This is a genomic window from Acrocarpospora sp. B8E8 (genome assembly GCF_039871605.1).
Taxonomy (GTDB): Bacteria; Actinomycetota; Actinomycetes; order Streptosporangiales; family Streptosporangiaceae; genus Acrocarpospora; species Acrocarpospora macrocephala.
In genome coordinates this window covers 174,330-197,441 of record NZ_JBDPLV010000005.1, presented here as the reverse complement: position 1 = coordinate 197,441, position 23,112 = coordinate 174,330, and the positions used below count along the sequence as shown (strand labels likewise).

General features: G+C 67.4%; 25 protein-coding genes. 16 read left to right on the top strand and 9 right to left on the bottom strand.

What is annotated here, in order from left to right; genetic code table 11:
- Positions 1–73: 73 nt before the first annotated feature.
- The 5 genes from ABGB08_RS07270 (at position 74) to ABGB08_RS07250 (ending at position 2,663) form a co-directional block, all read left to right on the top strand.
- On the top strand, positions 74–427 hold the full coding sequence (locus ABGB08_RS07270; protein WP_155355552.1) for a BlaI/MecI/CopY family transcriptional regulator: 354 nt from the start codon (positions 74–76) through the stop codon (positions 425–427).
- On the top strand, positions 427–1,329 hold the full coding sequence (locus ABGB08_RS07265) for a M56 family metallopeptidase (RefSeq protein ID WP_347587600.1): 903 nt from the start codon (positions 427–429) through the stop codon (positions 1,327–1,329). Before ABGB08_RS07270 ends, ABGB08_RS07265 begins: the two co-directional genes overlap by 1 nt.
- Positions 1,330–1,389: 60 nt before the next feature.
- Positions 1,390–1,812: a helix-turn-helix transcriptional regulator gene (locus ABGB08_RS07260; RefSeq protein ID WP_347587598.1), complete on the top strand. Its 423-nt coding sequence runs from the start codon at positions 1,390–1,392 to the stop codon at positions 1,810–1,812.
- An 8-nt stretch (positions 1,813–1,820) separates the two neighbouring features.
- Complete coding sequence (locus ABGB08_RS07255) at positions 1,821–2,219, top strand: hypothetical protein (RefSeq protein WP_347587596.1); 399 nt, start codon at positions 1,821–1,823, stop codon at positions 2,217–2,219.
- 108 nt (positions 2,220–2,327) lie between these two features.
- On the top strand, positions 2,328–2,663 hold the full coding sequence (locus ABGB08_RS07250; protein WP_347587673.1) for a DUF2516 family protein: 336 nt from the start codon (positions 2,328–2,330) through the stop codon (positions 2,661–2,663).
- Here the strand turns inward: ABGB08_RS07250 and ABGB08_RS07245 are convergent.
- Together ABGB08_RS07245 and ABGB08_RS07240 are read right to left on the bottom strand one after the other, a co-directional pair.
- Positions 2,648–3,358, bottom strand: coding sequence for an SGNH/GDSL hydrolase family protein (locus ABGB08_RS07245; protein ID WP_347587594.1), 711 nt, complete (start codon positions 3,356–3,358; stop codon positions 2,648–2,650). The two genes, ABGB08_RS07250 and ABGB08_RS07245, sit on opposite strands and share 16 nt — an antisense overlap.
- A 40-nt stretch (positions 3,359–3,398) precedes the next feature.
- Positions 3,399–4,385 carry a magnesium transporter CorA family protein gene (locus ABGB08_RS07240; RefSeq protein ID WP_347587592.1) on the bottom strand — a complete coding sequence of 329 codons (987 nt, stop codon included), beginning with the start codon at positions 4,383–4,385 and terminating at the stop codon, positions 3,399–3,401.
- 56 nt (positions 4,386–4,441) lie between these two features.
- On the opposite strand from ABGB08_RS07240, the gene ABGB08_RS07235 reads away from it, so the two are divergent.
- The gene (locus tag ABGB08_RS07235; protein ID WP_347587590.1) at positions 4,442–6,028 is read left to right on the top strand and encodes a DUF2207 domain-containing protein; all 1,587 of its coding nucleotides are present in this window, start codon (positions 4,442–4,444) and stop codon (positions 6,026–6,028) included.
- On the opposite strand, the gene ABGB08_RS07230 is transcribed toward ABGB08_RS07235, so the two are convergent.
- Positions 6,015–6,929: an asparaginase gene (locus tag ABGB08_RS07230; RefSeq protein WP_347587588.1), complete on the bottom strand. Its 915-nt coding sequence runs from the start codon at positions 6,927–6,929 to the stop codon at positions 6,015–6,017. The two genes, ABGB08_RS07235 and ABGB08_RS07230, sit on opposite strands and share 14 nt — an antisense overlap.
- Positions 6,930–6,975: 46 nt before the next feature.
- Between ABGB08_RS07230 and dtd the strand changes: the two genes are divergently transcribed.
- Together dtd and ABGB08_RS07220 are read left to right on the top strand one after the other, a co-directional pair.
- Positions 6,976–7,401 (top strand): D-aminoacyl-tRNA deacylase, encoded by a 426-nt coding sequence (gene dtd, locus ABGB08_RS07225; protein ID WP_347587586.1) that lies wholly within the window; start codon positions 6,976–6,978, stop codon positions 7,399–7,401.
- A gap of 253 nt (positions 7,402–7,654) precedes the next feature.
- Complete coding sequence (locus tag ABGB08_RS07220) at positions 7,655–7,924, top strand: hypothetical protein (RefSeq protein WP_347587584.1); 270 nt, start codon at positions 7,655–7,657, stop codon at positions 7,922–7,924.
- A 106-nt stretch (positions 7,925–8,030) separates the two neighbouring features.
- Here the strand turns inward: ABGB08_RS07220 and ABGB08_RS07215 are convergent, their stop codons facing one another.
- Complete coding sequence (locus ABGB08_RS07215) at positions 8,031–9,212, bottom strand: folate-binding protein (protein WP_347587582.1); 1,182 nt, start codon at positions 9,210–9,212, stop codon at positions 8,031–8,033.
- Positions 9,213–9,442: 230 nt separating this feature from the next.
- On the opposite strand from ABGB08_RS07215, the gene ABGB08_RS07210 reads away from it, so the two are divergent.
- Positions 9,443–9,853: a VOC family protein gene (locus ABGB08_RS07210; protein WP_155355563.1), complete on the top strand. Its 411-nt coding sequence runs from the start codon at positions 9,443–9,445 to the stop codon at positions 9,851–9,853.
- 54 nt (positions 9,854–9,907) lie between these two features.
- Here ABGB08_RS07210 and ABGB08_RS07205 read toward each other — a convergent pair whose 3' ends face one another.
- A complete protein-coding gene (locus tag ABGB08_RS07205; protein WP_155355564.1) occupies positions 9,908–10,318 on the bottom strand; it encodes a Fur family transcriptional regulator in 411 nt (136 codons plus the stop codon).
- Positions 10,319–10,666: 348 nt separating this feature from the next.
- Here ABGB08_RS07205 and ABGB08_RS07200 point away from each other — a divergent pair, with 348 nt between their 5' ends.
- The 3 genes from ABGB08_RS07200 to ABGB08_RS07190 all read left to right on the top strand — a co-directional run bounded on the left by ABGB08_RS07200 (position 10,667) and on the right by ABGB08_RS07190 (position 18,545).
- Positions 10,667–12,367 (top strand): RNA ligase family protein, encoded by a 1,701-nt coding sequence (locus ABGB08_RS07200; protein WP_347587579.1) that lies wholly within the window; start codon positions 10,667–10,669, stop codon positions 12,365–12,367.
- Positions 12,368–12,369: 2 nt separating this feature from the next.
- Positions 12,370–15,204: a poly(A) polymerase gene (locus ABGB08_RS07195; RefSeq protein WP_347587577.1), complete on the top strand. Its 2,835-nt coding sequence runs from the start codon at positions 12,370–12,372 to the stop codon at positions 15,202–15,204.
- Positions 15,205–15,971: 767 nt separating this feature from the next.
- Positions 15,972–18,545 carry a GDSL-type esterase/lipase family protein gene (locus tag ABGB08_RS07190; RefSeq protein ID WP_347587575.1) on the top strand — a complete coding sequence of 858 codons (2,574 nt, stop codon included), beginning with the start codon at positions 15,972–15,974 and terminating at the stop codon, positions 18,543–18,545.
- A 150-nt stretch (positions 18,546–18,695) separates the two neighbouring features.
- Here the strand turns inward: ABGB08_RS07190 and ABGB08_RS07185 are convergent, their stop codons facing one another.
- Together ABGB08_RS07185 and ABGB08_RS07180 are read right to left on the bottom strand one after the other, a co-directional pair.
- Positions 18,696–18,989: a DUF2470 domain-containing protein gene (locus ABGB08_RS07185; protein WP_347587573.1), complete on the bottom strand. Its 294-nt coding sequence runs from the start codon at positions 18,987–18,989 to the stop codon at positions 18,696–18,698.
- 21 nt (positions 18,990–19,010) lie between these two features.
- The gene (locus ABGB08_RS07180; RefSeq protein WP_347587571.1) at positions 19,011–19,508 is read right to left on the bottom strand and encodes an FABP family protein; all 498 of its coding nucleotides are present in this window, start codon (positions 19,506–19,508) and stop codon (positions 19,011–19,013) included.
- Positions 19,509–19,545: 37 nt separating this feature from the next.
- Between ABGB08_RS07180 and ABGB08_RS07175 the strand changes: the two genes are divergently transcribed.
- From ABGB08_RS07175 to ABGB08_RS07160, 4 genes are all read left to right on the top strand, one after another.
- Positions 19,546–19,908, top strand: coding sequence for a DsrE family protein (locus ABGB08_RS07175; RefSeq protein WP_347587569.1), 363 nt, complete (start codon positions 19,546–19,548; stop codon positions 19,906–19,908).
- Positions 19,909–20,187: 279 nt separating this feature from the next.
- Positions 20,188–20,523, top strand: a complete 336-nt coding sequence (locus ABGB08_RS07170) for a metalloregulator ArsR/SmtB family transcription factor (RefSeq protein ID WP_347587568.1) — start codon at positions 20,188–20,190, stop codon at positions 20,521–20,523.
- Positions 20,520–20,747, top strand: coding sequence for an SRPBCC domain-containing protein (locus ABGB08_RS07165; protein ID WP_347587567.1), 228 nt, complete (start codon positions 20,520–20,522; stop codon positions 20,745–20,747). The genes ABGB08_RS07170 and ABGB08_RS07165 overlap by 4 nt, the downstream gene beginning before the upstream one ends.
- Positions 20,744–21,118, top strand: a complete 375-nt coding sequence (locus ABGB08_RS07160) for a dihydrofolate reductase family protein (protein ID WP_347587566.1) — start codon at positions 20,744–20,746, stop codon at positions 21,116–21,118. The genes ABGB08_RS07165 and ABGB08_RS07160 overlap by 4 nt, the downstream gene beginning before the upstream one ends.
- A 20-nt stretch (positions 21,119–21,138) precedes the next feature.
- On the opposite strand, the gene ABGB08_RS07155 is transcribed toward ABGB08_RS07160, so the two are convergent.
- Both ABGB08_RS07155 and ABGB08_RS07150 read right to left on the bottom strand, forming a co-directional pair.
- Positions 21,139–21,843 (bottom strand): glutamine amidotransferase, encoded by a 705-nt coding sequence (locus ABGB08_RS07155; protein WP_155355574.1) that lies wholly within the window; start codon positions 21,841–21,843, stop codon positions 21,139–21,141.
- The gene (locus tag ABGB08_RS07150) at positions 21,833–23,062 is read right to left on the bottom strand and encodes a MurT ligase domain-containing protein (RefSeq protein ID WP_155343227.1); all 1,230 of its coding nucleotides are present in this window, start codon (positions 23,060–23,062) and stop codon (positions 21,833–21,835) included. The genes ABGB08_RS07155 and ABGB08_RS07150 overlap by 11 nt, the downstream gene beginning before the upstream one ends.
- Between the last annotated feature and the right edge of the window lie 50 nt (positions 23,063–23,112).

Genomic DNA, 23,112 nt, shown 5'->3' with positions numbered 1-23,112 from the left:
TGAACTGCTGGCCTGGCGTCGGGGGCGGGTACCTCTCTACAAGACGTAGTACTACGCCAGGTAGGCTGATGTCGTGAAGGGTCTTGGCGAGCTTGAACGCAGCATCATGGACATCCTCTGGGCGGAGCGCGGTCCGATGACCGCGCGCGAGGTCGGCCGGTTGATCGCGGACCGCGACCTGGCCCCCACCACGGTCATGACGGTCCTGGACCGGCTCACCCGCAAGGGTTTCCTCACCCGTGTCCGCGACGGCCGCGCCTGGCGCTACGAACCCGCCGCCAGCCGTGATGCGTATGTGGCCGAGCTCATGCTCGAAGCCCTGGAGATGACCGGCGACCGCAGCGCCGCCCTGCAACGCTTCGCCCAGGCGGTGTCCGGCTCGGAAGCCGAGATCCTTCGCCGCGCGCTCACCGAACTGGAGGAGTAATGATCGCGGCGGCGACCCTCGCGGCGCTTGCCACTGTCTGTGCCCTCGGCGCCTGGCGGCTCACCGCGGCCCGCTGGACCTGGCGCGCCCCGCGCGCGGCCATCCTGCTATGGCAGTCCCTCGGCGTGACGTGGGGCCTGGCCAGCACGGGCGCCCTGCTGGCGTACGCGCTGGAGCCGTTCGGGCGCGGGGTCGTGCACGGCCTGGCGTACATCGGGCTGCATTTGCGGGAACCGCATGACTTCCTGCGGATCGGGGCGCTGATGGCCGGTCTGGCGCTGTTCTCGGTGTTGTCGATGGTCCTGGTGGCCGCGGGGGCGCAGACGTTGAGCGCGCGGCGGCGGCATCGGCTGCTGCTGGCACTGATCGCGCGGGACGAGCCCCGGGTGCCGGGCGTCCGGGTCGTCGATCACCCGGGGGCCGCGGCCTACTGCCTGCCCGGGCTGCGTTCCCAGGTGGTGGTCAGCGCGGGCACGCTCCGCCTGCTCAGCCCCGACGAGCTGACGGCCGTACTGGCGCATGAGACCGCTCATGTCCGGGAGCGGCACGATCTGGTGCTGCTGCCGTTCGCGGCGCTGCGCTGGGTGCTGCCCTGGTCCAAGACCGTGCACGACGCGCATGCCTCGGTGGCCCTGCTGATCGAGATGGCCGCCGACGACCGGGCCCGCCGCCAGTGCTCGCCGAAGCGCCTGGCCACCGCCCTGCTCCGGTTCGGTACGGCGGCCGCTTTCGCCACCCCCTATGGCGCCCTGCCCGCGTCCACGGGTGAGAATGTAATGGCGCGGGTGAATCGCCTGGTCAAGCCACGTGCCGAACTCCCGGCCCACGTGCGGTTCGCTATCGTGGCCGGATCGGTGATCCTTACCGCGTCCGCCCCTATGCTCTGGTTGCTTCCCAACTGAGTTAGCCGCCGTTATCCACCCCGTTTGCAATTGCATACACCATTTGGCAGACTGGGGGGTATGGAACTGCCCAAGATCGGCTCGTACATCCGCGAGCAGCGGCAGCAGGCGAAGATCTCCCTGCGCCAGCTCGCCGCTCAGGCGGGGGTGTCCTTTCCCTACCTGAGCCAAGTGGAGCGCGGGGTGCGCAAGCCCAGCGCGGAGATCCTCAACCAGATCGCCAAAGGTCTGCAGATCTCCGCTCAGGCGCTCTACGTGCAGGCCGGTCTGATCGAGGAGCGCGAGCCGGACAGCGACGTCCTGAGCGCGATCCGGGCCGATGTGACGATCAGCGGAAGGCAGCGTCAAGTGCTGATCGACATCTACGAATCGTTCCGGCGCGAGAACCGTGCGGCATCAACCGACGAGGCCCAGCCGACGACACCGGCTGAGCCTCTGGGGGCGGTCAACTCGCAAAACGGTCACGCCACACCAGAAGGGTAACGCCAATCATGACCCTCGCCACCGAGGTGAAGAAGCTCACCGAGTCGAAGCCGTTCTACGCCATCACCGGCGCCGGCGACTTCGCGATGGAGAAGATCCGCGAGCTGCCGGAGCAGCTGGCCAAGCTGCAGGACCGCCAGGGCGACGCGAAGAAATACGCCGAGCGCGTCCAGGACCGGGCCGGGAGCTACGCCCGCGAGCTCCCCGGCAAGACCAGGGAGTATGCGGAGACGATCAGCTCGCGGCTGAACGAGCTCTACGACGACCTCGCCAAGCGCGGCCGCAAGGTCGTTCGCAAGGTCAGCGGCGGCGCCGCAATCGAGCTGGAAGAGGTCGCCGAGTCCGCGGGCGCCCGCCGTGCCCCGGCCAAGAAGCCGGTCACGCCGCGCGCCAAGACCAAGGCCTGATCCACCAGAAAGCGGCCCGCGTTCACCGTGGGCCGCTTTCTGCTTCTGTACGGCTCCCGCGCACGCATTAGGCTGGAGGCGTCCGTCCTAGACCACGCTGGAGTGACGATGCTCTACGGCCTGCTGGACTACATCTTCTGGGGCCTCGCCATCGCGGCGTTCGGCATGTCCGTGTGGGCCCTGGTCCACGCGATCAAGACACCGGCCAAAGCGTTTCCAGCCGCGGGCAAGCTGTCCAAGAACCTCTGGCTCGTCTTCACCGGCCTGGCCACGATCTTCACGCTGGCCTCGGCCAGCGGTTACCTGGGCGTCGGCTTCGCGATGCTGAACATCTTCACCATCGCCTCGGTCATCGCCTCCGGGATCTACCTGGCCGACGTGAAGCCGGCCGTCAACGAGTATCGCGGCGGCGGCAGCAACCAGGGCCCCTACGGCCCCTGGTAGGGGCCGCTCAGCGGCCTCGGCCCTCCCTCTTCCGGGGCGACGCCGCGCGATCGCAGGGTGGCGACCAGCCAGCGGGCCAGCCGGTCGTGACCGGCCAGGGTGGGGTGGGTGCCGTCGGGCAGCGCGTCGCCTTTGCGCCACTTCTGCGGGAGCGGGTCGGCGAACGGCACCCCGATGAGCCAGGCGGCTTTGGCGACCGCGTCCCTGATCTTGTACGCGGCCTTCGGTGGTGATTTCACCCAGATCGGGCCGACCAGCACCACCTTGGCCCTCGGCCAGCGTTGTTTGACCCGGCCGACCAGCTTGACCGCGGCGCGCTGGACTTCCTTGGCCGCCTTGTGGTCGTTGTGGCCGCCCGCGAGCACGACCAGGTCGGGCTCGGGCCGCCAGGACAGCTCTCGCGTGAACGACTGGCTGAAGGTGCGGTGGACCTTACCCGTCGCGACGAATCCGGTGCCCCGGCCGCCGGCGGTGATCAGCTGCCAGCCGAGCAGGCGGGCCGTCTCCGCCGCGTAGCTCTCCCAGGCGGGCACCGGGCCCGAGCCCACGGCGAAACTGTCGCCGATGAACATCACCACGGGGGCCCGGAGCGGAACGAGCGGCGACGGAGTGCTGCCGGCCTCTCCTGCGGCGCTCGCGCATCCGGCGAGCAGCCCGCAGATCGACAACCCTGACACCAGCAACGGCGCGCGCATGCCACCTCCGGTCTCCAAGCGCAGGCCGGAAGTCTATCGATTACAGCCAGTCACGTTTGTGGAACTGGAAGTAGAGGACCAGGGCGGCGATCGCCCAGATCGCGGTGGACGTCCAGAATCCCCACATCTGCTCGGATCCGGGGTAGGGCACGTTCTGGCCGTAGAAGCCGGTGATCGCCGTCGGGACCGCGATGATGGCGGCCCAGCTGGTCACCCGCTTCATGATCAGATTCATCCGGTTGCTCTGCATGGTCATGTGTGCTTCGCGAATGTTGCCCACCAGGTCGCGGAGCGAGTCCGTCCATTCGGCGGCGCGGAGCACGTGGTCGTACACGTCCTGGAAATAAGGGGTGATGGAGCTGTCCCTGATCACGTCGTTGCGGCGGAACAGGGCGTTGACGATGTCCCGCATCGGGGAGACCACGCGGCGGAAGGTGACCAGGCTCTGCCGGAGTCCGAAGGTGCGGCGCTGCTGGTCGCGGTCCGGGATCTGCTCGTCGAACAGGCGGTCCTCCAGGACTTCGATCTGCTCGTCCATGGCCTGGACGACCTCGAAATGGGTGTCCACCACGTAATCGAGCACGCCGTGCAGCAGGAACGCGACGCCGTGCTCGGCCAAGCCGGAGGAGGAATCCCAGCGGTTGATGATCTCCTGGAGGTCGAAACGGTCCGAAGTGCGGACGGTGACCAGGGCGTTGGCGGTGATGAAGGCCGAGGCCTCGGTCAGGTCGAGCAGGCCGGTGTCGCCGTCGAAGTGGGCGGTGTAGACGTTGAGGAACATGTGCGAATCGAACATGTCCAGTTTGGGGCGCTGGTTGGGGGTGAGCACGCTCCGGATCGCGAGCTCGTGCAGGCCGAGCTCCTCGCTGATGATGGCCAGCTCCTCCTCGGACGGGCTGCACAGGTCGAACCAGATGACCGCGTCGTCCTCGTCCAGGTGATCGGAGACCTCGGCGATGGGAAAGCCTTCGGCGACGAGCTTTCCGTGCCGGTAGAGGCGCGTGTTCGCCGGGGTGGGCTGGACCATCGCACCAGCGTACTCCGGGGCGCACAGGACAAGTCGGACCGCTATCGTGGCGGCTCATGGTGAGTCTCGTTCGTCGGCTCGGGCCGATGGTCGCCGCTGTGGTGACGCTCCTCGTCTTCGCCTCCCCCGCGTACGCCGATCAGAGCGCGCTCACCATGGAGCTGCGCAAGGACGGCGTGCTGCACGTCAAGGAGGAGATCGTCCTCAGCGGCGGGCCGGTGACCAGGACTCCGGTGCTCAGGACCCGCCACGATGACGCCAACGATCGCGTCTACCGGATCGCCAACGTGAAGGGTGCCACCTTCGATGGGGCCGAGCTGACGATCTCGGCCAGCGGGACCGTGGAGTACGACGTGATCGGCGCGGTGTCGCCCATCGCGGGCGGCGAGGAGTTGCGGTGGTTCGCGGCTTCCGGGCCGTTGGAGCAGGTCACGGTGAAGGTGGTCGGGCCGGGGCAGGTGCAGAATCTGGCGTGTTTCGCCGGGGATGTGGGGGCCGCGCTCGGGTGCACGACCGCCGCTATGGACGAGACCGGAGAGACCGCCGAATTCGAGCAGCAAGGGCTCGCGGCCGGGCAGGTGCTGACCGTCGTGGTCGGGTATCCGGCCGGGACCACCGGGGCCGCGCCGACGCTGGAGCATCGGTTCAGCCTGGGTGCCGCGTTCACGGTGAACGCGATCACCGGGGGGTCGCTGGCGTTGCTGCTGGTGCTGCTGCTCGGGGGGTTCTGGCTGGTCTACTGGACGCGGGGGCGGGACGCGCGGGTGATCGGGGCCGAGTCCGGGGTGCGCGGGGGGCATGAGAACGGGCAGTTCGCGCCGCCGGACGGGGTGCGTCCCGGGCAGATCGGGACGCTCATCGACGAGCAGGCCGACGTGATCGATGTGACCGCGACGATCGTGGATCTGGCGGTGCGGGGATATATGCGGATCGATGAGCAGCCCCGGGAGACGTATGACGCGCCGGACTGGCTGCTGGTGAAACTGCCGAAGGCGCCGGTCGCGAGCCTGCTGCCGTACGAGCGGGCGCTGTATGACTCGATCTTCGATTTGCGGGATGAAGTGCTGCTGTCGCAGCTGCACGGGGGGTTCACGACCGGTCTTGGGCGGGTACGGGATGCGCTCTACCGTGATGTCGTCAAGCAGGGGTGGTTCACTCGGCGACCCGATTCGGTGCGGTCGCTGTGGACGGTTCTCGGGATCGTCGTGACCGTGCTCGGGGTGGCGGGGACGGTGGCGCTGGCGATGTTCACGACGTACGGGCTGGTGGGGCTTGCGATGATCATTTTGGGGGCGGCGGTCACCGTGGGCGGGCAGTTCATGCCGGCGAAGACCGCCAGCGGGGCCACGGCGCTGGCGCACACGCTGGGCTTCCGGGAATACCTTGCCGCAGGCGATATCAGCGATATTCCGGCCGGGCAGCGGGCCGAGCTGTTCTCGCGCTACCTGCCGTACGCGGTGATCTTCGACAGCGTGGATCGCTGGGCCCGGGTGGTGGCCTCGATCAAGGGCGAGGGCGACAACCTGTACTGGTACCACGGCCCCGCCGAATGGGACCTGTCCAAGTTCGCCGACTCGATGCGCACCTTCACGATGACCACCTCCGGAGCGATCTCCTCTTCCCGCCAGTTCAGGACGTTCTAACGCGGATCTCCCCCACCGGCCGCCCGCCGCCGAGCACCGGGACGGCCAGCTCGTCCAGCACCGGCGCGTCGAATCCGAGGGCGCGCAGCGCGGCGATCGTGACCGGCACCCGGGCCCGCTGGCTCCCGTCCACGATCTTGATCACCGCGGCCCGGCCGTCGTCGTGCGCGAACGCGTCGAACGCCTCGGCGCCGGCCTTGAGCATCAGGCCGGGGATCGCGCGCATCAGCTTCGCCTCCGGGTAATGAGTGCCGCTGGTGAACTCCGGGTGGGCGCGCATCGCGTCCGCGACCCGGCGTTCCAGGCTGCCGGGGGTGGCTTGGACGATGCGGCGGAATGCCCGTACCAGGCCGGTCATCGAGCAGAAGAACAGCGGCGCGCCGCAGCCGTCCACGCCGGTGGCGAGCACCCGCTCCGAGGTGAACTCCTCCACCGTGGAGCGGATCGTCTTCTGGAGCGGATGGGACGGGTCGCGGTAGTCGTCCAGCGGCCAGTCGTTTGCCGCGCAGGTCGCGAGCATGGCGGCGTGTTTGCCGGAGCAGTTCATGTAGACGCGGGCGCGCTGCTGAACCGACCGGTCGTGGGGGAAGTCCTCGGGGCAGCGCAGGACGCTCTCGTCCAGGCCCGCGCCCGCCAGGATGGCTCGCACGCCCTCGACGTGGAAGGGCTCGCCGGCGTGGCTGCCGCAGGCCAGCGCGAGCAGTTCGTGATCCAGGGCGAGACCGGCGGTGAGCATGCCGAGCGCCTGGAGGGGTTTCATAGAGGAACGAGGGGAGGCCGGGGTCTGCACTTCACCGTGCACCCGGACGGGATTGCCATCGCCATTCACGGCGATCATCCGGGCCCGGTGCGTCGACTCGACGAACCCGGAACGGACCACCTCGACGATCAATTCGGACATGCCCGCGAGTCTACGAACCTCGTGGCCTCATGACAGAATCCACCCCATGCGCGCGGTGATCCAACGAGTCAGCTCAGCCTCGGTAACCGTGGACGGCACCACCATCGGAGCCATCCACGAACCCGGCCTCCTCGTCCTGGTCGGCGTCACCCACACCGACACCCCCGCTCAGGCCGCCAAACTCGCCACCAAACTCTGGCACCTGCGCATCCTCGACGGCGAGAAGTCCTGCTCCGACACCGGCGCCCCCCTCCTCGTCATCAGCCAGTTCACCCTCTACGCCGACACCAGCAAAGGCCGCCGCCCCACCTGGCAGGCCGCCGCCCCCGGCCCCACCGCCGAACCCCTGGTCGAAACCGTCATCACCACCCTCCGCACCCTCGGTGCCCACGTGGAAACCGGCAAATTCGGCGCCGACATGAAGGTCTCCCTCGTAAACGACGGCCCGATCACCCTGGTAATCGACGTCTAGCGCTGATCCGGAGCGCGCTGACCCAGCCGGGGCACACCCTGCTCGGCGCCTCGGGAACACCCGATCCGTCGGCGGAAGCGGTCGCAGCGGCTGGGCGGACGGCAGCGTCCATCGGACGTACGGCCGCTGCGGACCAGTGGCGTTCTACGACCATCGCCGCCTATCTGACGACCATGGCCCTAGCGGTCGGTCATCCACGGGATTCTCAGTGATCGTCCCAGTGTCCGTCGTGCGAGGCGTGACGGTGTCCGTCGTGAACGTAGTCGACGTGGTCATCATGCGGGACGGCGACGTGACCGCAACCCTCCCGATGCTGGTGGACGTGGCCCTCATGCACGACATGAGTGGCCAAGGAGCACTCATCGACATGATCCTCGTGCGTGCGGTGGAGGTGCCCGTCGTGAACGTAGTCGACATGGTCGCCATGCGGGACGGCGACGTGGCCGCAACCCACTCCGTGTGCGTGATCATGGGCTGCGTGCGTGCGGTGCTGCTCGGTGTGAACGCTCATCTTTCCCCCTGAAAGGTAGTACGCCTACGGACGCTACCTCCCGATTTCGGGGTGTCTCAGCTACACCATCCGCTCATGATGAACTACGTTCCGCTATGAGGTTCAGGCTTTGCCGTCTCTAGCGGAGGCGGCGGCGTAGGGCGGGGTCGATGGTCACGTTACGGCCCGCGTCGGGAGGGACGATTACCTCTTGGGTGGCGGCGACGTTTCCAGCGAGCAGGGGGATGTCTACCGGGACGGTTCGTTTCACGACGGCCAGGGCGATGGGCCCTAGTTCGTGGTGGCGGGCTGAGGAGCCGATGAAGCCGATCTGGCCAGGGGTGGCGGTGCCTTCGGTCGCGCCTTCGATGGAGGCGGTGGGGTCGCCTTCGGCGGGGGTGCTGACGCCGAGGGTGACGGGGGTGCCGTGTGGGGGGAGGGTGTCGACGCTGCCGTCCAGGTGGAGGAAGACGAGGCGACGGGGCGGGTGGCCGAGGTTGTGGACGCGGGCGACGGTTTCCTGGCCTCGGTAGCAGCCCTTGGTGAGGTGGACGGCGGAATCGATCCAGCCGACCTCGTGGGGAATGGTCTTGTGGTCGGTATCGAAGCCCAGGCGGGGGCGGTGGGCTTCGATGCGAAGGGCGTCGTAGGCCCAGAGGCCGGCGGGGTGGGTGATCACGGTGGTGAGGGCAGGGCGGGGAACGAGGAGGTCGGTGCCGACGACAACCGCGCCGGGGGTGTTCTCGGCGAGAGCGCGGAGAGCGATCACACCAGGGGAAGCGTCCGAAACCGCGTTCGTGCCTGCGGAGGACCCAGCCGTGGGCACCGCGGAGGGCACCGCCGCGGGCCCCGCAGAAGGCCCAGCCGCTGATAGCGCGGAAGGCGCTGCCGTCGGTGCGGTGGAGACGACCGCGTATTCGGCGGTCAGGTCAGTGATCTCGACCCGCAGCATGAAGCGCATTTTTTCGAGATAAGTCGCCAGTTCGGTGCCGGTGCCCGGTTCAACGTGGATCCAGGTGGCATCGCCGTCGTCAACCAGCGTCAGGTGGTGTTCAACTCGGCCTTGGGGGTCGAGGATCAGGGTCTGCGTGTCCGTGCCGGGCGCAAGGGTGTCGACCTTCTGGGAGCTCAGGTCGTTGAGCCACGACAGCCGATCGACGCCCGAGACACGCAGGACATCGCGGTTGCTGCGGTCAACCAGTGCCGTGCCCTGGAGGAGAGCGCGTTGTTCCGCGTATGGGTCGCCGTAGTGGGCGGCCACCGAGTCGTCAGGGGCAAGGGCGGGGACGGCTCCGGGAGTGTTCAGCAACGGGCTGCGCATACCTCCAAGGCTATGTCCACAGAGCATCCGGCCGCGCCCAAGGGCAGCCAATTACGGCTCGACCGCCGCCTGTGTCTCGACTGAGGAGCGCGGGCCGCGAAGCGGCCGTAGTGATACGGAAAGACACAAGACTGAAGTGGCCGTAGTGACCAGGAAAGGCACGGGTTACGGATCGGCCCAGGGCCTGTCTCAACGTCCCGGCTTATTTGATCTTGTGACAAGATTCCGGGATGCTGCGACTCACCGACTTCATCATCGACTGCCCGGACGCGATGAAACTGGCGGCCTTCTACTCCGAGGTGACGGGTCGCCCGGTCAAGGAGGGCAGCCACGAGAACTGGGCCGGTATCCAGTTCGGCGAGATCGAGCTGGCCTTCAACCCGGTGGAGGACTACCACGCCCCGCAGTGGCCCGACAGCGAGCACCCCAAGCAATTCCACCTCGACTTCGAGGTCGACGACATCGAGGCCGAACAGAGCCGCGTCCTGGCCCTCGGGGCGTCCCTGCAGCAGGACTCCATCGGCTCCGACGGCTATGGCTGGCGCGTCTACACCGACCCCGTCGGCCACCCCTTCTGCCTCTGCCACAACAAGGGTGTCATCTGGACCGACCAGGGCCTCATCTGGCCCAAGCGCGCTTAGAGCCTGTTCGAAGTCGGCGGTTTGGGCGCGTCGTGGGCCGAGCATCGGCCAATCTCAGCGGCAGTCGCGGCAGCGGCCGAAGATTGTGAGGTGGTGGACGTCGGTGTCGAAGCCGAGTTCGGTGCGCAGACCGTCCACCATGCCCTGAACCAGGCCAGGAGGCGCTTCGACGATTTCGCCGCAGCCCCGGCAGACCAGGTGCACGTGGTCGGCGTCGGCGGCCAGGTGGTAGGTGGGCGCGCCGTGGCTCAGGTGGGTGTGCGTGACCAGGCCGAGCTCTTCGAGGAGTTCGAGCGTCCGGTAGACCGTGGAGATGTTCACACCCCGAGCGGTCTGCTGGACCTTGCTACAGATGTCCTCTGGGGTCGCATGACCGAGGGCGCTCACCGCCTCCAGAACGAGCTGGCGCTGCGGCGTGACCCTGTACCCCTTAGCCCGCAGTTCTTCGTGCCACGTCTCGGTCATAGCAGCGAGTTTATTCGCTTGCCCGACTCGCAGAGCTCGCATAGCCTGCGAATCACGCAGAGAGGAGGTGGTCCGAACAATGGTTGATCATAGTTGGGCTAGCGAGGTGGCTGTCCGCTAGGACTGGCGAACCGGACCAGCTCCGGATTACGCCAACCAGCGTAAATCCAGACAGACACCGGAACCCCGGGCGGTCGGCGGCCGAGGACATGATCCTCCGCCATTGGTCCAGCCGACCCACGTCGACAGGTTGCAACCAGCCGCGACGCGGAGCGCGCCCGGGGTTTTCTCTGCCTCGCACCCATCCCGCTCAGTATCCAGTCATGTACGGTACGCGCAGGAATGGTCATGCGAATCCCCTACCCCCGGACCCCTCATCTCCCCTGGTCCCCGGGAGTCGTCACCGACGACGTCCGAATCCCCCGCCTGACAGGCTTCGAAGGCCGCGAGATCGTCGTCACCGAGAAACTCGACGGCGAGAACACGACGATGTACTCCGACGGCTTGCACGCCCGCTCACTGGATTCCGCACACCACCCCTCCCGAACGTGGATCAAAAGCCTGCACGCCCGGATAGCCCGATCAATCCCACCAGGCTGGCGCATCTGCGGAGAGAACCTCTTCGCCCGGCATTCGATCCCCTACCAGGGCCTGGAAAGCTGGTTCTACGCCTTCTCCGTCTGGAACGGCAACCAATGCCTGGACTGGGACCAGACCGTACGTTTCACCAGAAAGCTCGGCATCCCCGTTCCACGCGTGCTCTGGCGTGGCATCTTCGACGAGCGGGCCCTACACACTCTCCGCCTGGACGAAAGTCGCCAGGAAGGCTATGTGGTACGGACTGCCGACGCTTTCACCCGCGACGAATTCGCCGATCGTGTCGCCAAATGGGTCCGCCCCAACCACGTGCAAACAGACGCGCACTGGATGCTCGCACCCGTCATCGAGAACGGCCTGAGCCCTACCGCCGCGCTCTGGGACCTGCGATCAGGATCATCCCCAGACGCGCAAGCCCTGCTCACCGCGACCGGGATAGACGTCCCCGAACCCGTCGACCTGACCGAGATCTCCACCCGGCTCGACGTGCTGGGCCGCACCGGCGACGCCCGCCTGGCGGGAGTCCTCGCGACCCTCTTCCACGCCACCCGCCGAGCCTGGCTGGCCCCCCACCTGGTGGCACCACTCGGCATGCCCCTCGCCCGACGCATCGCCGACCTCGTCGGCCTGCACACCAAACTCCACGACCCTTTCCCGGACGAATCCCGCCGCTCCGGCCTGGTACGGCTGGCCTTCGCCACCGACCTGGGAATCCTCCACGCCATCGCCGCCACTCTCGCGACCACCCTGGAAGCCCGCGAACAGGTCGAATGGTCAGAACTCCACACCGAAGAATCCGGCCTCCTCGGTGAAGCACCCTTCGCGGCATTGCGTACGGGCTTGCGCGAAAAGCTCGGCGGAAAGGGCGACATCGCGGACCGATGCTGGGCGGAGACTCGGGAGGCGTACGCAATGGGACGGATCAGCACGCCCGAGGAAGGCATCGCGCGTAACTGGCGCCGGCTTTCCGGCGACTTCCCCCGGCTGATCGTCACCGTTGGGCCTTCCGGCAGCGGAAAGAGCACCTTCGCCGCAGGTCGCGGAGACCCGATCGTCTCACTCGACGATCTCCGCGAAGCCCGCGGGTCACGCTCCGATCAGCAGGCCAACCCCGCCGTCTACCGTGACGCCCTGCGGCGGCTGGACACGCTCCTCGCGGGTGGCGGAACGGTCATCTGGGACGCCACCGCGCTGAATCGTCGCCAGCGTTCGGTGCTTCTGAAGGCGGCCCAACGCCGGGACGCGTTGACGACTTATGCGGTCATGCTGGTTCGCGAGGACGTGGTCGTGCAGCGTAACGCCAATCGCCCGTACCCCGTCCCCGCGAACGTCCTCACCAGCCAGCTTCGCCGCTTCGGCCCTCCGTTTCCGGGCGAAGCACACCGGATCTGGTACATCGGGGAGGAGGGGACCGTACTCGACACAGCCGGAACCCTCGACGGGGAGGATTGACCATGCGCACAAGCGAGGAGATCTACCACCAGATCCGCTGGGATCCGCGGTTCGACCCGGCGCGTTTCGTGCTCGGAGTGAACGTGCGCGGAGCCGCCCCCAAGCGAGTGCCGTTGCCCGCTTTCGTCCCCGGCGGAGATATCCCGTGGCACCGGATCATGTTCGTCGAAGCGGACGGCGAAACGGTGTGGGATCGGGCGAGCGGGCTGGATGTGGTCAACACTTCGTCGGCCGGTCGTGCCCAGGATCCCCGCAAGCTGAACGCACCGTTCTTCACGGCGGCGACGCCGCTCTCCTGGGATCCGCATTCGGGCTGGACTCCAGCGGAACCCGTCGCGGTCACCTGGCCACCGACGACGCTGCGCGTTCTGACCTGGAACACCCTCTGGGACCGGTATTTCAGCGACCAGATCGAAACAGCCCGCCGCAGGCCGCTCCTGGTGGACGCCCTGGAACAAGCCGACGCCGACATCATCGCGCTCCAGGAGGTCGAAACCGAACTACTCGACCTCATCCAGAGCACCCCATGGGTCCGTGACAGCTACACCCTCTGCGCCGACAACATCGCCAAGAACAAACTTCTCCTGCTCAGCCGCCTACCGGTCCGCGAAGCCGGCATCCACGCCTACGGCCCCTACAAAGCCCTCTCCGCCATCACCCTCGAACTCGCCACCGGCCGCGTCGTACTCGCCACCACCCATCTGACCAGCGACTACGCCCAGAACGGCCCCATCAAACGCGAATCAGAACTCGCCACCATCGCCGAAGGCCTACTCCCCGTGGACGCCGACCTGATCCTGATCGGCGACTTCAACGACGACGGCCACCCCGAGAAAACTCTCACCATGCGCGACGCCTGGACCGAAGTCCACGGCCCTTCCGACAAAACCCCAACCTTCGACCCCACCAAGAACCCCCTGGCCGCCATCCAATCCCTCCGCGGCCGCCCCGCCCGAATAGACCGCGTACTACTCCGCAGCCCTGCCCTAAACCCAACCACCGCCACCCTCCTAGGCGACTCCCCCGCAACCAACGACAACCTGTTCATCTCCGACCATTACGGCCTAGCCGTAGACATCACCATCGACCAGAACACCCTTGCGGACACCCCCTCCGAAGCGCACGCACAGGCAGGAATCACCCCTAGACCGCACACAAGGACAGAAGCCACTACTGGAGCGCCCACATGGGCACATATCACCGCTGGCCAGGACACCCCCGCTACGCCATCAACCGCCCGAACGGCGATCGTCTGGATCCCTCCGAAAGAACTCTGGCCCCCCATTCAGGAAATCCGCACCAAACATGACCCACAATTCGACCGCTGGCCACCCCACGTCACCCTGATATCAGGATTTATCCCAGAATCCTCATTCGAAGCAGCCGCCCCCCTCCTAACAACCGCAGCCTCCACCATCTCCCCCTTCACCGCCCTCCTCCACGGCATCCACACCTTCCACCACCGCGACAACACCACAATCTGGCTAAACCCAGGCGCCCCCGAATCATGGGCCACCCTCCACCACGCCCTCAAACACACCTTCCCCGCTCACCAAGCCCACCACGAGACCTTCACCCCCCATCTGACCTTGGGCAAAACTCGCAACCCCGACCGCCATCCTCGCCTTAACCCCATGTCCGCCCACGTCGGCGAAATAGTTCTGCTTTCCCGCCGGGCCGACGAGCCCATGCGCCCCCGCGCCGCTATCGCTTTGGGAACCGGCGAACTCCGGTGGATCAATGATCCTCCCGTGCCGGAAATTCATCGGGAGCTGCGGGTTGAGGACGTGGTTACACGGGTTCGGGATTGTCTGGGGGAAGGGGTGGTTCATGTTGTCGGGTCGCGGCGGCTGGGCTGTGAGCTGGCTGGGGCGGATCTGGATCTGGTCGCGGTGCTGCCTGGAGTGGTCGATCTTGGGCAGGTGGAGGCGCGTGTGGTGGAGGCGCTTCCGCAGGTGAAGGGGATGCGGCGGGTAATAGGTGCGCGCGTGCCGGGGCTGCGGATGCGAGTGCGGGACTTGGATATCGATCTGGTTGTTGTCGGAGTCGGGGATATTGCCCCTGAGGAGGCGGTTTCTCGTCGGGGTGAGTTGGATGAGGGTTCCGCGATCGCATTGAGTGCGGTTAGCGACGCGGACGCGATCCTTACAGCGGTCGATGGAAATCAATCCGAATTTGTCGGGCTTGCTCGCCAGGTGAAGGCATGGGCACGGGCCAGAGGGCTGGACTCGGCTCCGTTCGGCGGTCTTTCCGGGCTGGCCTGGACCATCCTTGCGGCCCAGACGGTACGCGAGACGCCCGACCTCCCATCAGACGACCTGCTGCGCACATTCTTCGCCACCTGGGCCGCATGGGACTGGCGCGAGCCAATCACCCTCGGCCCAGTTGCCTTCTCCGACGCACCCGTGCAGATCATGACCCCAACCGCCCCCGTACGCCCATGCAGCGATCAGGTGACCATAGGCGGACGCGACCTACTAACCCAGGAGCTCTATCGCGCCTGGGAAACGACCAGCACCGACGAGCTACTCTCGCCACCACCCATGCACCGACGCCACGCAGCCTGGGCAATCGTGACAATCAAGGGCGAGATGGGCAAAGCCCGAGGCCGAATGCGAGCCCTCATCGCCGCCCTCGAACGCGCAGGAGCCTCAGACGTACACGCCTGGCCCCGCCCATTCGAAACCGAACCCAAACTGACCCGCTTCGCGCTAGGCCTTGGCCACACGCCGCCAGACGCCCCCACCCTGACCGAGATCACAGCCCGCTGGACCGAGGGCCTGCCCGGCGTCACCGTCAACCGAGCAGACTGCGGCGACCTTCCCACGCTCAGCTGATCCAGCGAGAAAGCTGATGAAGGTGAGCGCGCCATACACGGCAGCGAGTGAGCAGTGCCCGCATGCACGGTGGTCCCTGGCGCCAGCTCTCGTAGTCACCGCGGCCGCGCTCGCCGCCCGCCATGCGCCAGAACTCGCACGTCCAGGGCGTGCAAATCAAGTTCTCAGCTCTGAATGCGTTGGTCGTATTCCATTTGGTGCATTTGGATCTCGTCCGCGTGGTCGACCGTCCAGTCGTACAGGCTCCTGCGGGAGAACGACGCCTGGGCGGGGCAGATCATGCGCCCTGCGGCCACAAAGTTGATCCGCGACGGACTGGCCCACGGCGCCCAGACCCCCGACGGCGAGCGCGATCTGGAGGGCCTCCTCCGGAGACTGGCCAGTTAGGGACCCGGGCGACGGACCCCGCGAGGGTGTCCGGGGCGGCGCCGAGCGCGGGCGTCCACGCACTGCCCCGTCAGCAGTTCCATCTCCTCATTGAGGAGTCTCCAGTTCCCGGCCAGTTCGTCTTCATCGACGACACACGTCACGTCGCATCCGGCTTTCTCGCGGGCCGCCGGCCACCTGGCCGCCGGTTGTCATAACCACCCGTGAGTGTTAACGGGCGATTCACCCCGTTCTTGTCTCGGTTGGACATGATCAACCCCGAATGTGGAGGTGTGCGTGAATACGCGAAGAACGACTGGCCGTGTGGCCTTGATCATGTCCATCGTGGTGTCTCTGTCACTGGGGCCTGACACCCCAGCGACAGCGGAAATGAGCTCTGAGTGAAACCGAGAGCCCGGCGCGGCATGGTCCGCTTCGCCATTCGCGCGATCGCGAGCGGGTTGGTCCTGGTCCTGACCTTGAGTCTTGTTCGCGTTCCCGCCCAGCCGCGGTCCGCGACGGCCGAGTGCGGTCTGCCACGTGCGCTGCAGACCACCGCGCCGGCGGGCACAATGGGGATGGAGGTCCTCTGCGGCGAGGACGCCGTCCTCGCCGACGCCACGCTGGTGGCCGCCGACGACGACCTGGTGATCAGCTTCGCCTTCGAGGGCGTGACCCAGGAGATGATGCAGGACGCGATCGACGAGGTGTACCAGCCCGGCGTCTCGCTGAGCGACCAGGCGCTCGCCGTGCTGAACGGGCAGCGGGAGAACTTCGAGGGCGCGTCGACGGACATCGCCGACATCGTCGACATCAGCGACTATGACGACGTCGACGTCGACGGCACGCTCCAGGCGACGAGTGACGGGCTCGCGATCGTCATCCCGTCCGCGGACGTCGGTGAGGCGTCTTGGGGATGGTGGTGGCGATCGGTCGTCGTCTTGATGGCCACGGTCGGCGTACGGGTGGCCGTCTTCGCGTTCTGCGTCTCCTTCGCCGCCCCGCCCGCCAGCGCGCTGTTCATCAACGTCTGCTCGGCCGTCTCCCAGGGCATCGCGGCCTTCAGCGCGTACATGGTGGCCTCCTACTACGCGGGCAGAGCGCCCAATGATCCGCAACTGTGGGCCGAAGCGCTCGCGTTCGGGCTGGTCGCGGCGCTGCTGCCCGGAGCCGGCTGGGACCTGGGCAAGAACTGGATGAGCAAGGCCCTGCCCGGCACGGCGGTCAGGGTCGGCAGGACGCTGAAGGACCTGGCCGTGTCCATCAGAGGATGGGCGGGCGAGACCATCAGCAACCTCGTCAACAGCGCCGGTGAGAAGTGGGTGGAACTCTCCGAGCTGGTCTGGGACGCGATCGTGCGCGAGGCGCACCGGCGTGGCATCCCCATCACCGCCTCCTCACTCTCACTGCGGGTGATGCCGCTCGGAGACTCGATCACCTACGGCGTGGAGAGTTCCGACGGGAACGGCTACCGCGACGAGTTGTACGCCTACCTGGAGGGCATCGCGAGCAGTGTTGACTTCGTCGGGTCGGTGCAGGCCGGCTCGATGAGCGACCGCGACAACCAGGGTCACCCGGGCAAGCGGATCGGCGAGATCGCGGCCTTCGCCTATTGCACCGTGCCGCGGTACCAGCCGAACATGATCACCCTGCACGCCGGCACCAACGACATGAACCAGAACTACAACCTGCCGTCCGCGCCCACCCGGCTCAAGAAGCTGATCAACCAGGCGCTGACGCACTCACCACGTGCCACGGTGCTGGTCGCCCAGCTCATCCCGACCGGCAAGGCCGGGCTACAGCCGCGCATCGACGCATACAACGCGGCGCTGCCCGACATGGTGGAGGACCTGCAAAGCGAGGGCAAGCACGTACTTCTGGTGAGCATGAGGCGGGTGCTGGTCAGCGACGGACTGCAGGACGACGCGCACCCGACGGACGCGGGCTACGCCAAGATGGCCGACGCCTGGTACGACGCCTTCATGGCCGCGGAGGCCAAGGGCTGGATTCAGACCCCGCTGCCCGAGAACGAAGCCAACGGCTGCGACCCGGCGAGCTCTCCCGTCGACGACGACCCGGGGGACTCTCCCATCGGGTCCAGCGACCCGGGGGACAATCCCGTCGGGTCCGGCGAGACCGCTCTGGGCGCGGGATGGCGCGCGCTGGGCGTGATCGCGCCCGGATACGGCACCAGGATAGGCCGCACGATCATCGCCGAGCTCAATGGCGACCAGCGGGCCGACTACCTTCAGGTCGCCGCGGACGGCAGCTTCCGCGCATCGGTGAACACCGTCGGCACCCCCGGGCAACCCGACTGGGTGAACGTGGGCACGTACGCCCCGGGAACCGATGTCCATGGGGATGAGGTGCGGTTCGCCGACCTTAACGGGGACGGACGCGACGACTACCTCGCGGTCGGTTCCGACAGCAAGGTACGGGCCTACATCAACTTCCCCGGGCCGGACAACAAGCTTAAATTCGTCCACTGGGGGACCGTCTTCAGCGAGGATTCGTTCAGCCGCAACAACCTCCGATTCGCGGACGTCACCGGAGACGGGCGCGACGACATCCTGCGGGTCAGCGCGGAGGGCGCGGTCCATGTGTACCGGAACATGTGGGACCCCACCAGCGAGCAAGTCAGTAGCCAGCCGCAGCCCCCAGACTGGGCGCTGTGGCTCAACTGGGCCGGCGGCACCCAGGGGTCATCGCTGGAAGCCGTCCGGTTCGCCGACGGCGACGGTGACGGCCCGGCCGACTACCTGCAGGTCGGCGCAGACGGCTCGGTGCACGCCTTCCTCAACCGCGGTGGCGGGGGCAACGGTAGCTTCCAGGCCCGCTACAACTGGGCCTACGCGTCCAACTACCCCCGCCAGTACGTCCAGTTCGCCGACATCAGCGGTGACGGCAAAGCCGACTATCTGGTCGTCTATGACGGCGGCTCAGTCCGCGCCTGGCTGAACCGGGGCGGCAACTAGAAACACGGCCCGTTCCAGATAGTCCCCGCAAAAGTGAGTGCGGCCTGGCAGCCTCCGGCGACTTCGCCGGCGCGCACAGCCAGGCCGCACCGCTGCCGAGTCGATCGATGCAGCCTCTGCCAACGCTGCGCAGAAGCGAAATCGCCCGGATCAGTGAGGTCCACGGGTGGGCACTCCCAGGGTCGCGCAGGCCTGTTCGTAGAGTTTGACCACCTCGGCGCGGACCTGGGCGCGCTCGGTCAGTGTCGTGCTCCAGGGGACTCGGATCTCGTCGCCGTCCGCTTCGAAGTAGATCGCTTCGCCATCCACGTTGGTGGTGATCGCTTTGGTGGCGTTCGGGCGGCCGCCCAGGGCGCGGACGATCAGTAGGGCGTCGGCGGCGTGATCGTCGTTCATGTGTCGTTTGATCGCCGCGATGGCCTCGTCGGTGAATGGGTTGCTCATGTGGCAGATCCTAAATTTCCGTCACGGTTCGCCGGTGAACTCGGCTGCCTTCTTGAGTTCGGCCGAGGCGTGGGACTGGAGTGGCTGACCGACGGCGGCCATGTCGTATGCGTACATAAGGCTGCCGTTGACCAAGCCGTAGATGCGGCGGCCAGCCGAGTATTCCTTGGCGGAGGCGGTTCTGGCGACCACGTCGGTCTGGAGTTCGATCTTGTGGAAGACGACCTCGCCGACGTAGATCTCGACGATGCCGGTCGGGTGGGCCAGGCAGACTTCGAGCTGCCGTTCGGGCTGGATGCGCCAGAACCCGGCCTCCCGGGACAGCGGCCGGACCTTGTTGCCGTCGGCGTCGAGCAGCCAGCTCCGGCTCTCGTACGTCAGGAACGGCTTGCCGTTGTGGCCGAAAAGGATTTCCTGGCCGAAGTTCGCGCTCTCGATCGACGGATAGCCGATGACGCCCGCGCCCTCCCAGCGGCCCAGCAGGAAGGCTATCGGTTCGAGATCGGGATGTACGTCCATGGACGTCAAGCCTAGTGCCCGGGCGTAGGCTCTCCCCATGACACGCCAACTGGTGATCAAGGTTACAGCGGGCACCGACGCACCCGAGCGGTGCAACCAGGCGTTCACGGTCGCGACCGCGGCCCTGGTCAGCGGGGTTCCGGTATCGCTCTGGCTGACGGGCGAGTCAGCCTGGTTCGCCCTGCCGGGCCGGGCCAAAGAGTTCGACCTGCCCGAGGCGGCCCCACTTGAGGACCTGCTGAACGCGGTCCTGGCCGGCGGCCAGGTGACTCTCTGCACCCAATGCGCCGCCCGCCGCGGCATCACCCCGGACGACGTCCTTCCCGGCGTCCGAATCGCCGGCGCGCCCACTTTCGTGGAAGAAGTCCTCCAGGAAGGCGCGCAAGCACTCGTGTACTGAGAGCGCCCAGCGGAATGAGCAGGCCGCCGAGTTACTCGCCGTTATCCGGCGCCGTTCACGCAGGGTGACGGTTCTCGCCGTATCGGCGCCAAGAGCGGCAGTGGCATTCTGACCGGAAACGACGACCTCGGGTAGGTGCCTGGCAGAAGCTCCAGTATGGGCTGGCGACTCCCCACTGTGGTTGGGGTGGTGGGGTCTATGGCTTGCCACCGCTATGGCCGGACGGCCTCAATACTTTGCCTTTGCGCTAAGTGTTTCAGGCGGGCCATACTTAGCCGTATGGCACAGTATTCGGCGGAGATCGACGGCGTGTTCGTCGCCCTTGCCGACCCGACTCGGCGTGGCGTCATCCGGCGTCTTGGCCGCGGCCCGACGAGCGTGGGCGATCTCGCCCGCGAGTTCCCGATGACCCTTCCCTCCTTCATGAAGCATGTGCGGACGCTCGAGGCGAACGGCCTGATCCGCACGGTCAAGGTCGGCCGGGTGCGCACCTGCGTGCTCAACCGCGACCGGCTCGCTCTCGTGGACGACTGGCTCGGGGAGCAGCGCCGGATCTGGGAGGAACGAACCGACCGGCTCGAACGCCTCGTCACCGATCCGAAGGAGAAGCAATGATGAACCCCGATCTTGACCTCGCCCTGGAGCGGGTCATCCGCGCCCCCCGGGCCGTTGTGTGGGGCGCGTGGACCGACCCGTCCCGCTTTGAGAAGTGGTGGGTCCCGGCTCCGGCCGTGTGCCGCGTCGACCGGCTGGACGTCCGGCCCGGCGGCGCGTTCGTGACGCGACTGAGCGAGGACGGGAGGGAGTTCGTTCCGCACATCCGTTTACCAAGCGGATGAACTCGCTACCGAAGTACGTGGTGACCAACACCCTCACCGAGGGAAGCTGGCACCCGACGACCGTGCTCCGCGGCGACCCGATTCAGACCGTCGGGGAACTCAAGGCGCGGCCAGGACGGGAACTCCAGATCCACGGGAGCGCGCGACTCGGCAACGCCCTGCTGGCGGCGGGCCTCGTCGACACGCTCCGGCTCGTCGTCGCCCCGACCGTGATCGGTTCCGGACGGCGGCTGCTCGATCACCCGAGCGGACCCGTCGGCCTCCAACTCGTCCGCCACGAAGTGACGGCGAATGGCCTGCTGCTGCTCCAGTACGAGACTGTCGGCGCCGCCCCGGTGGGGGAATACGAGGGCGTCACGGCCTTCGTCTAGTGGGGCAAAAGCCGCGCCTGTTAGGGCAGGACCGCTGAGAGGCGTTCCTGGCGGAGGCGGTCGTACCAGGTGTCGTCCATGGTGGGGAGAGGGCCGACGGCCCAGCGGAGGAGGAGGTCGGCGAGGCCGGGGTTGCGGGCGAGAGCGGGGCCGTGGAGGTAGGTGCCGATGATTTTGCCTGCGTGGCAGCCCTCGGTGCCGTCGCCGTTGCCGGTGCCGACGATGGTCTTGGAGAGGGGTTTCACGCCGGGGCCGAGATGGGTGACGCCCATGTGGTTCTCGAAGCCGGTCAGGGTGGGGACGCCGAGTTCGGGGTCGACGTCGGCGGCGAGTTCGCCGACGGAGCGGCGCTCGCCCCGGCTGGAGCTGATGTCGAGGAGGCCGATGCCGGGGACGGGCTGGCCTTCCTCGCCGCCGAAGACCGAACCCATGATCTGGTAGCCGGCGCAGACGGCGAGCAGGGCGGCGCCGCGCTCGATGGCGCGGTGCAGGCCGCCGTCGCGGCGCAGGCGTTCGGCGCCGAGGATCTGCGGCCGGTCCTCGCCGCCGCCGATCAGGTAGATGTCGCCCTGCTCGGGCACCTGGTCAGAGGAGCGCACGTGCACGGTCTCGACGGGGATCCCCCGCCGCCGAGCCCGCTGCTCCAGCACCAGCACATTCCCCTGATCCCCATAAGTACTCAACAAATCCGGATAAATCCAGACAATTCGCAAGCTACTCTGCACGGCCGAACTCCGTCCGGATCGCCTGGAAGGCGGTGTAGTTGGCGATGACGTCGATCTCCCCCGGCGGCAACGCATCGACCGCCTGGGTAAAGGAGTCACGAAGGGTGAACGGCACCTCGGCCACGTCAAGCCGGAGCGCCAGATCCAGCCGCCGCTCCCCGGTCACCTGCACCGGACGCCCGTTCAGGATGCGATAGTCCACATCCCACAACCACGACGTGTCCCGCCCGTCAGGCCCCTGCGCGTTGACCGACAGGATGATCGGCCGCGCCGCGCTGGACACGTCGAAGGCCTCCAGCCACCCGGCCGGATTCTTGGCCAGCAGCAGCCGCAACGACCGCCCGTCCCGCTCCACCGTCGTATAGCGCCCGGCCACCGAGGTGACCTCCCGCAGCCGGGGCAGCGCCTGATGCGGCGCGAGCCCGAAGGCTTCCGCGGTCGCCAGCGCGATGGCCGCGTTGGACCGGTTGGCCAGCCCGGGCAGCTTCAGGTTGAGCCGCCAGCGCTCCCCCCGGGGATCGATCACGTCCTCGTCGTCGAGCACCCAGTTGGGCTCCGGCCGGTGGAACGTACACTCCCGGCACGCCCAGTCCGCCGCCTTACGATCCAGCGGCCCGCCACACTCGGGACAACACCAGGAGTCCTCCCGCCAGCGCTGCCCCCCCGCCACCCAGGTCACCCGGGCCGCCGTGGACGCCCCCCAGGTCACCAGCGGATCGTCGCAGTTGGCGATCACATGCGCCGGTTTCCCGTCCAGCGCCCGCCGCCACTTCTGCGCCAGCAGCCAGATCTCGGCCGCCCGGTCCATCTGGTCCCGGCTCAGGTTCATCAGCACCACGACCCCGGCCTCGGTCGTGTCGAGCACCTCCGGCAGGTACTTCTCGTCCACCTCCAGCACCGCATACGGCGCCGCCTTGTTCGACGACAACGCCGACACGTGCCCGGCGGGCATGTTGGCCCCGAAGGCGTTGCTGGCCACATCGCCCAGCTCGCGCAGGGCGGCGGTGATCAGCCGGGTGGTGGTGGTCTTCCCGTTAGTGGCGCTGACCAGGGCCAGCCGCCGGTCGGCGGCCAGCTTCCGCAGCAGGTCGGGTTCGAGCAGCAGCCCCACCCGGCCCCCGATCACCGATCCGTCGCCGCGCCCGGTGGCCCGGGACAGGGTCGCGGCCGTCCGCCCGAGGGCACTGGCGAGCTGCGCCCGCAGCGGCAACTGGCTCACGGGGCCCTCTCCTCATCGCGCTGACTCATGCCGAGATCCTAGCCGCGCCA

What these genes read in the sequence shown, in the direction of transcription:
- ABGB08_RS07215 (WP_347587582.1), bottom strand. Translation starts at nt 9,212, where the DNA reads ATGCGCAGCCCGTTGCTGAACACTCCCGGAGCCGTCCCCGCCCTTGCC.
- ABGB08_RS07250 (WP_347587673.1), top strand. Translation starts at nt 2,328, where the DNA reads ATGCTCTACGGCCTGCTGGACTACATCTTCTGGGGCCTCGCCATCGCG.
- ABGB08_RS07160 (WP_347587566.1), top strand. Translation starts at nt 20,744, where the DNA reads ATGAACTCGCTACCGAAGTACGTGGTGACCAACACCCTCACCGAGGGA.
- ABGB08_RS07265 (WP_347587600.1), top strand. Translation starts at nt 427, where the DNA reads ATGATCGCGGCGGCGACCCTCGCGGCGCTTGCCACTGTCTGTGCCCTC.
- ABGB08_RS07260 (WP_347587598.1), top strand. Translation starts at nt 1,390, where the DNA reads ATGGAACTGCCCAAGATCGGCTCGTACATCCGCGAGCAGCGGCAGCAG.
- ABGB08_RS07235 (WP_347587590.1), top strand. Translation starts at nt 4,442, where the DNA reads ATGGTGAGTCTCGTTCGTCGGCTCGGGCCGATGGTCGCCGCTGTGGTG.
- ABGB08_RS07180 (WP_347587571.1), bottom strand. Translation starts at nt 19,508, where the DNA reads ATGGACGTACATCCCGATCTCGAACCGATAGCCTTCCTGCTGGGCCGC.
- ABGB08_RS07245 (WP_347587594.1), bottom strand. Translation starts at nt 3,358, where the DNA reads ATGCGCGCGCCGTTGCTGGTGTCAGGGTTGTCGATCTGCGGGCTGCTC.
- ABGB08_RS07200 (WP_347587579.1), top strand. Translation starts at nt 10,667, where the DNA reads ATGCGAATCCCCTACCCCCGGACCCCTCATCTCCCCTGGTCCCCGGGA.
- ABGB08_RS07185 (WP_347587573.1), bottom strand. Translation starts at nt 18,989, where the DNA reads ATGAGCAACCCATTCACCGACGAGGCCATCGCGGCGATCAAACGACAC.
- ABGB08_RS07205 (WP_155355564.1), bottom strand. Translation starts at nt 10,318, where the DNA reads ATGACCGAGACGTGGCACGAAGAACTGCGGGCTAAGGGGTACAGGGTC.
- ABGB08_RS07170 (WP_347587568.1), top strand. Translation starts at nt 20,188, where the DNA reads ATGGCACAGTATTCGGCGGAGATCGACGGCGTGTTCGTCGCCCTTGCC.
- ABGB08_RS07240 (WP_347587592.1), bottom strand. Translation starts at nt 4,385, where the DNA reads ATGGTCCAGCCCACCCCGGCGAACACGCGCCTCTACCGGCACGGAAAG.
- ABGB08_RS07255 (WP_347587596.1), top strand. Translation starts at nt 1,821, where the DNA reads ATGACCCTCGCCACCGAGGTGAAGAAGCTCACCGAGTCGAAGCCGTTC.
- ABGB08_RS07165 (WP_347587567.1), top strand. Translation starts at nt 20,520, where the DNA reads ATGATGAACCCCGATCTTGACCTCGCCCTGGAGCGGGTCATCCGCGCC.
- ABGB08_RS07175 (WP_347587569.1), top strand. Translation starts at nt 19,546, where the DNA reads ATGACACGCCAACTGGTGATCAAGGTTACAGCGGGCACCGACGCACCC.
- ABGB08_RS07195 (WP_347587577.1), top strand. Translation starts at nt 12,370, where the DNA reads ATGCGCACAAGCGAGGAGATCTACCACCAGATCCGCTGGGATCCGCGG.
- dtd (WP_347587586.1), top strand. Translation starts at nt 6,976, where the DNA reads ATGCGCGCGGTGATCCAACGAGTCAGCTCAGCCTCGGTAACCGTGGAC.
- ABGB08_RS07210 (WP_155355563.1), top strand. Translation starts at nt 9,443, where the DNA reads ATGCTGCGACTCACCGACTTCATCATCGACTGCCCGGACGCGATGAAA.
- ABGB08_RS07230 (WP_347587588.1), bottom strand. Translation starts at nt 6,929, where the DNA reads ATGTCCGAATTGATCGTCGAGGTGGTCCGTTCCGGGTTCGTCGAGTCG.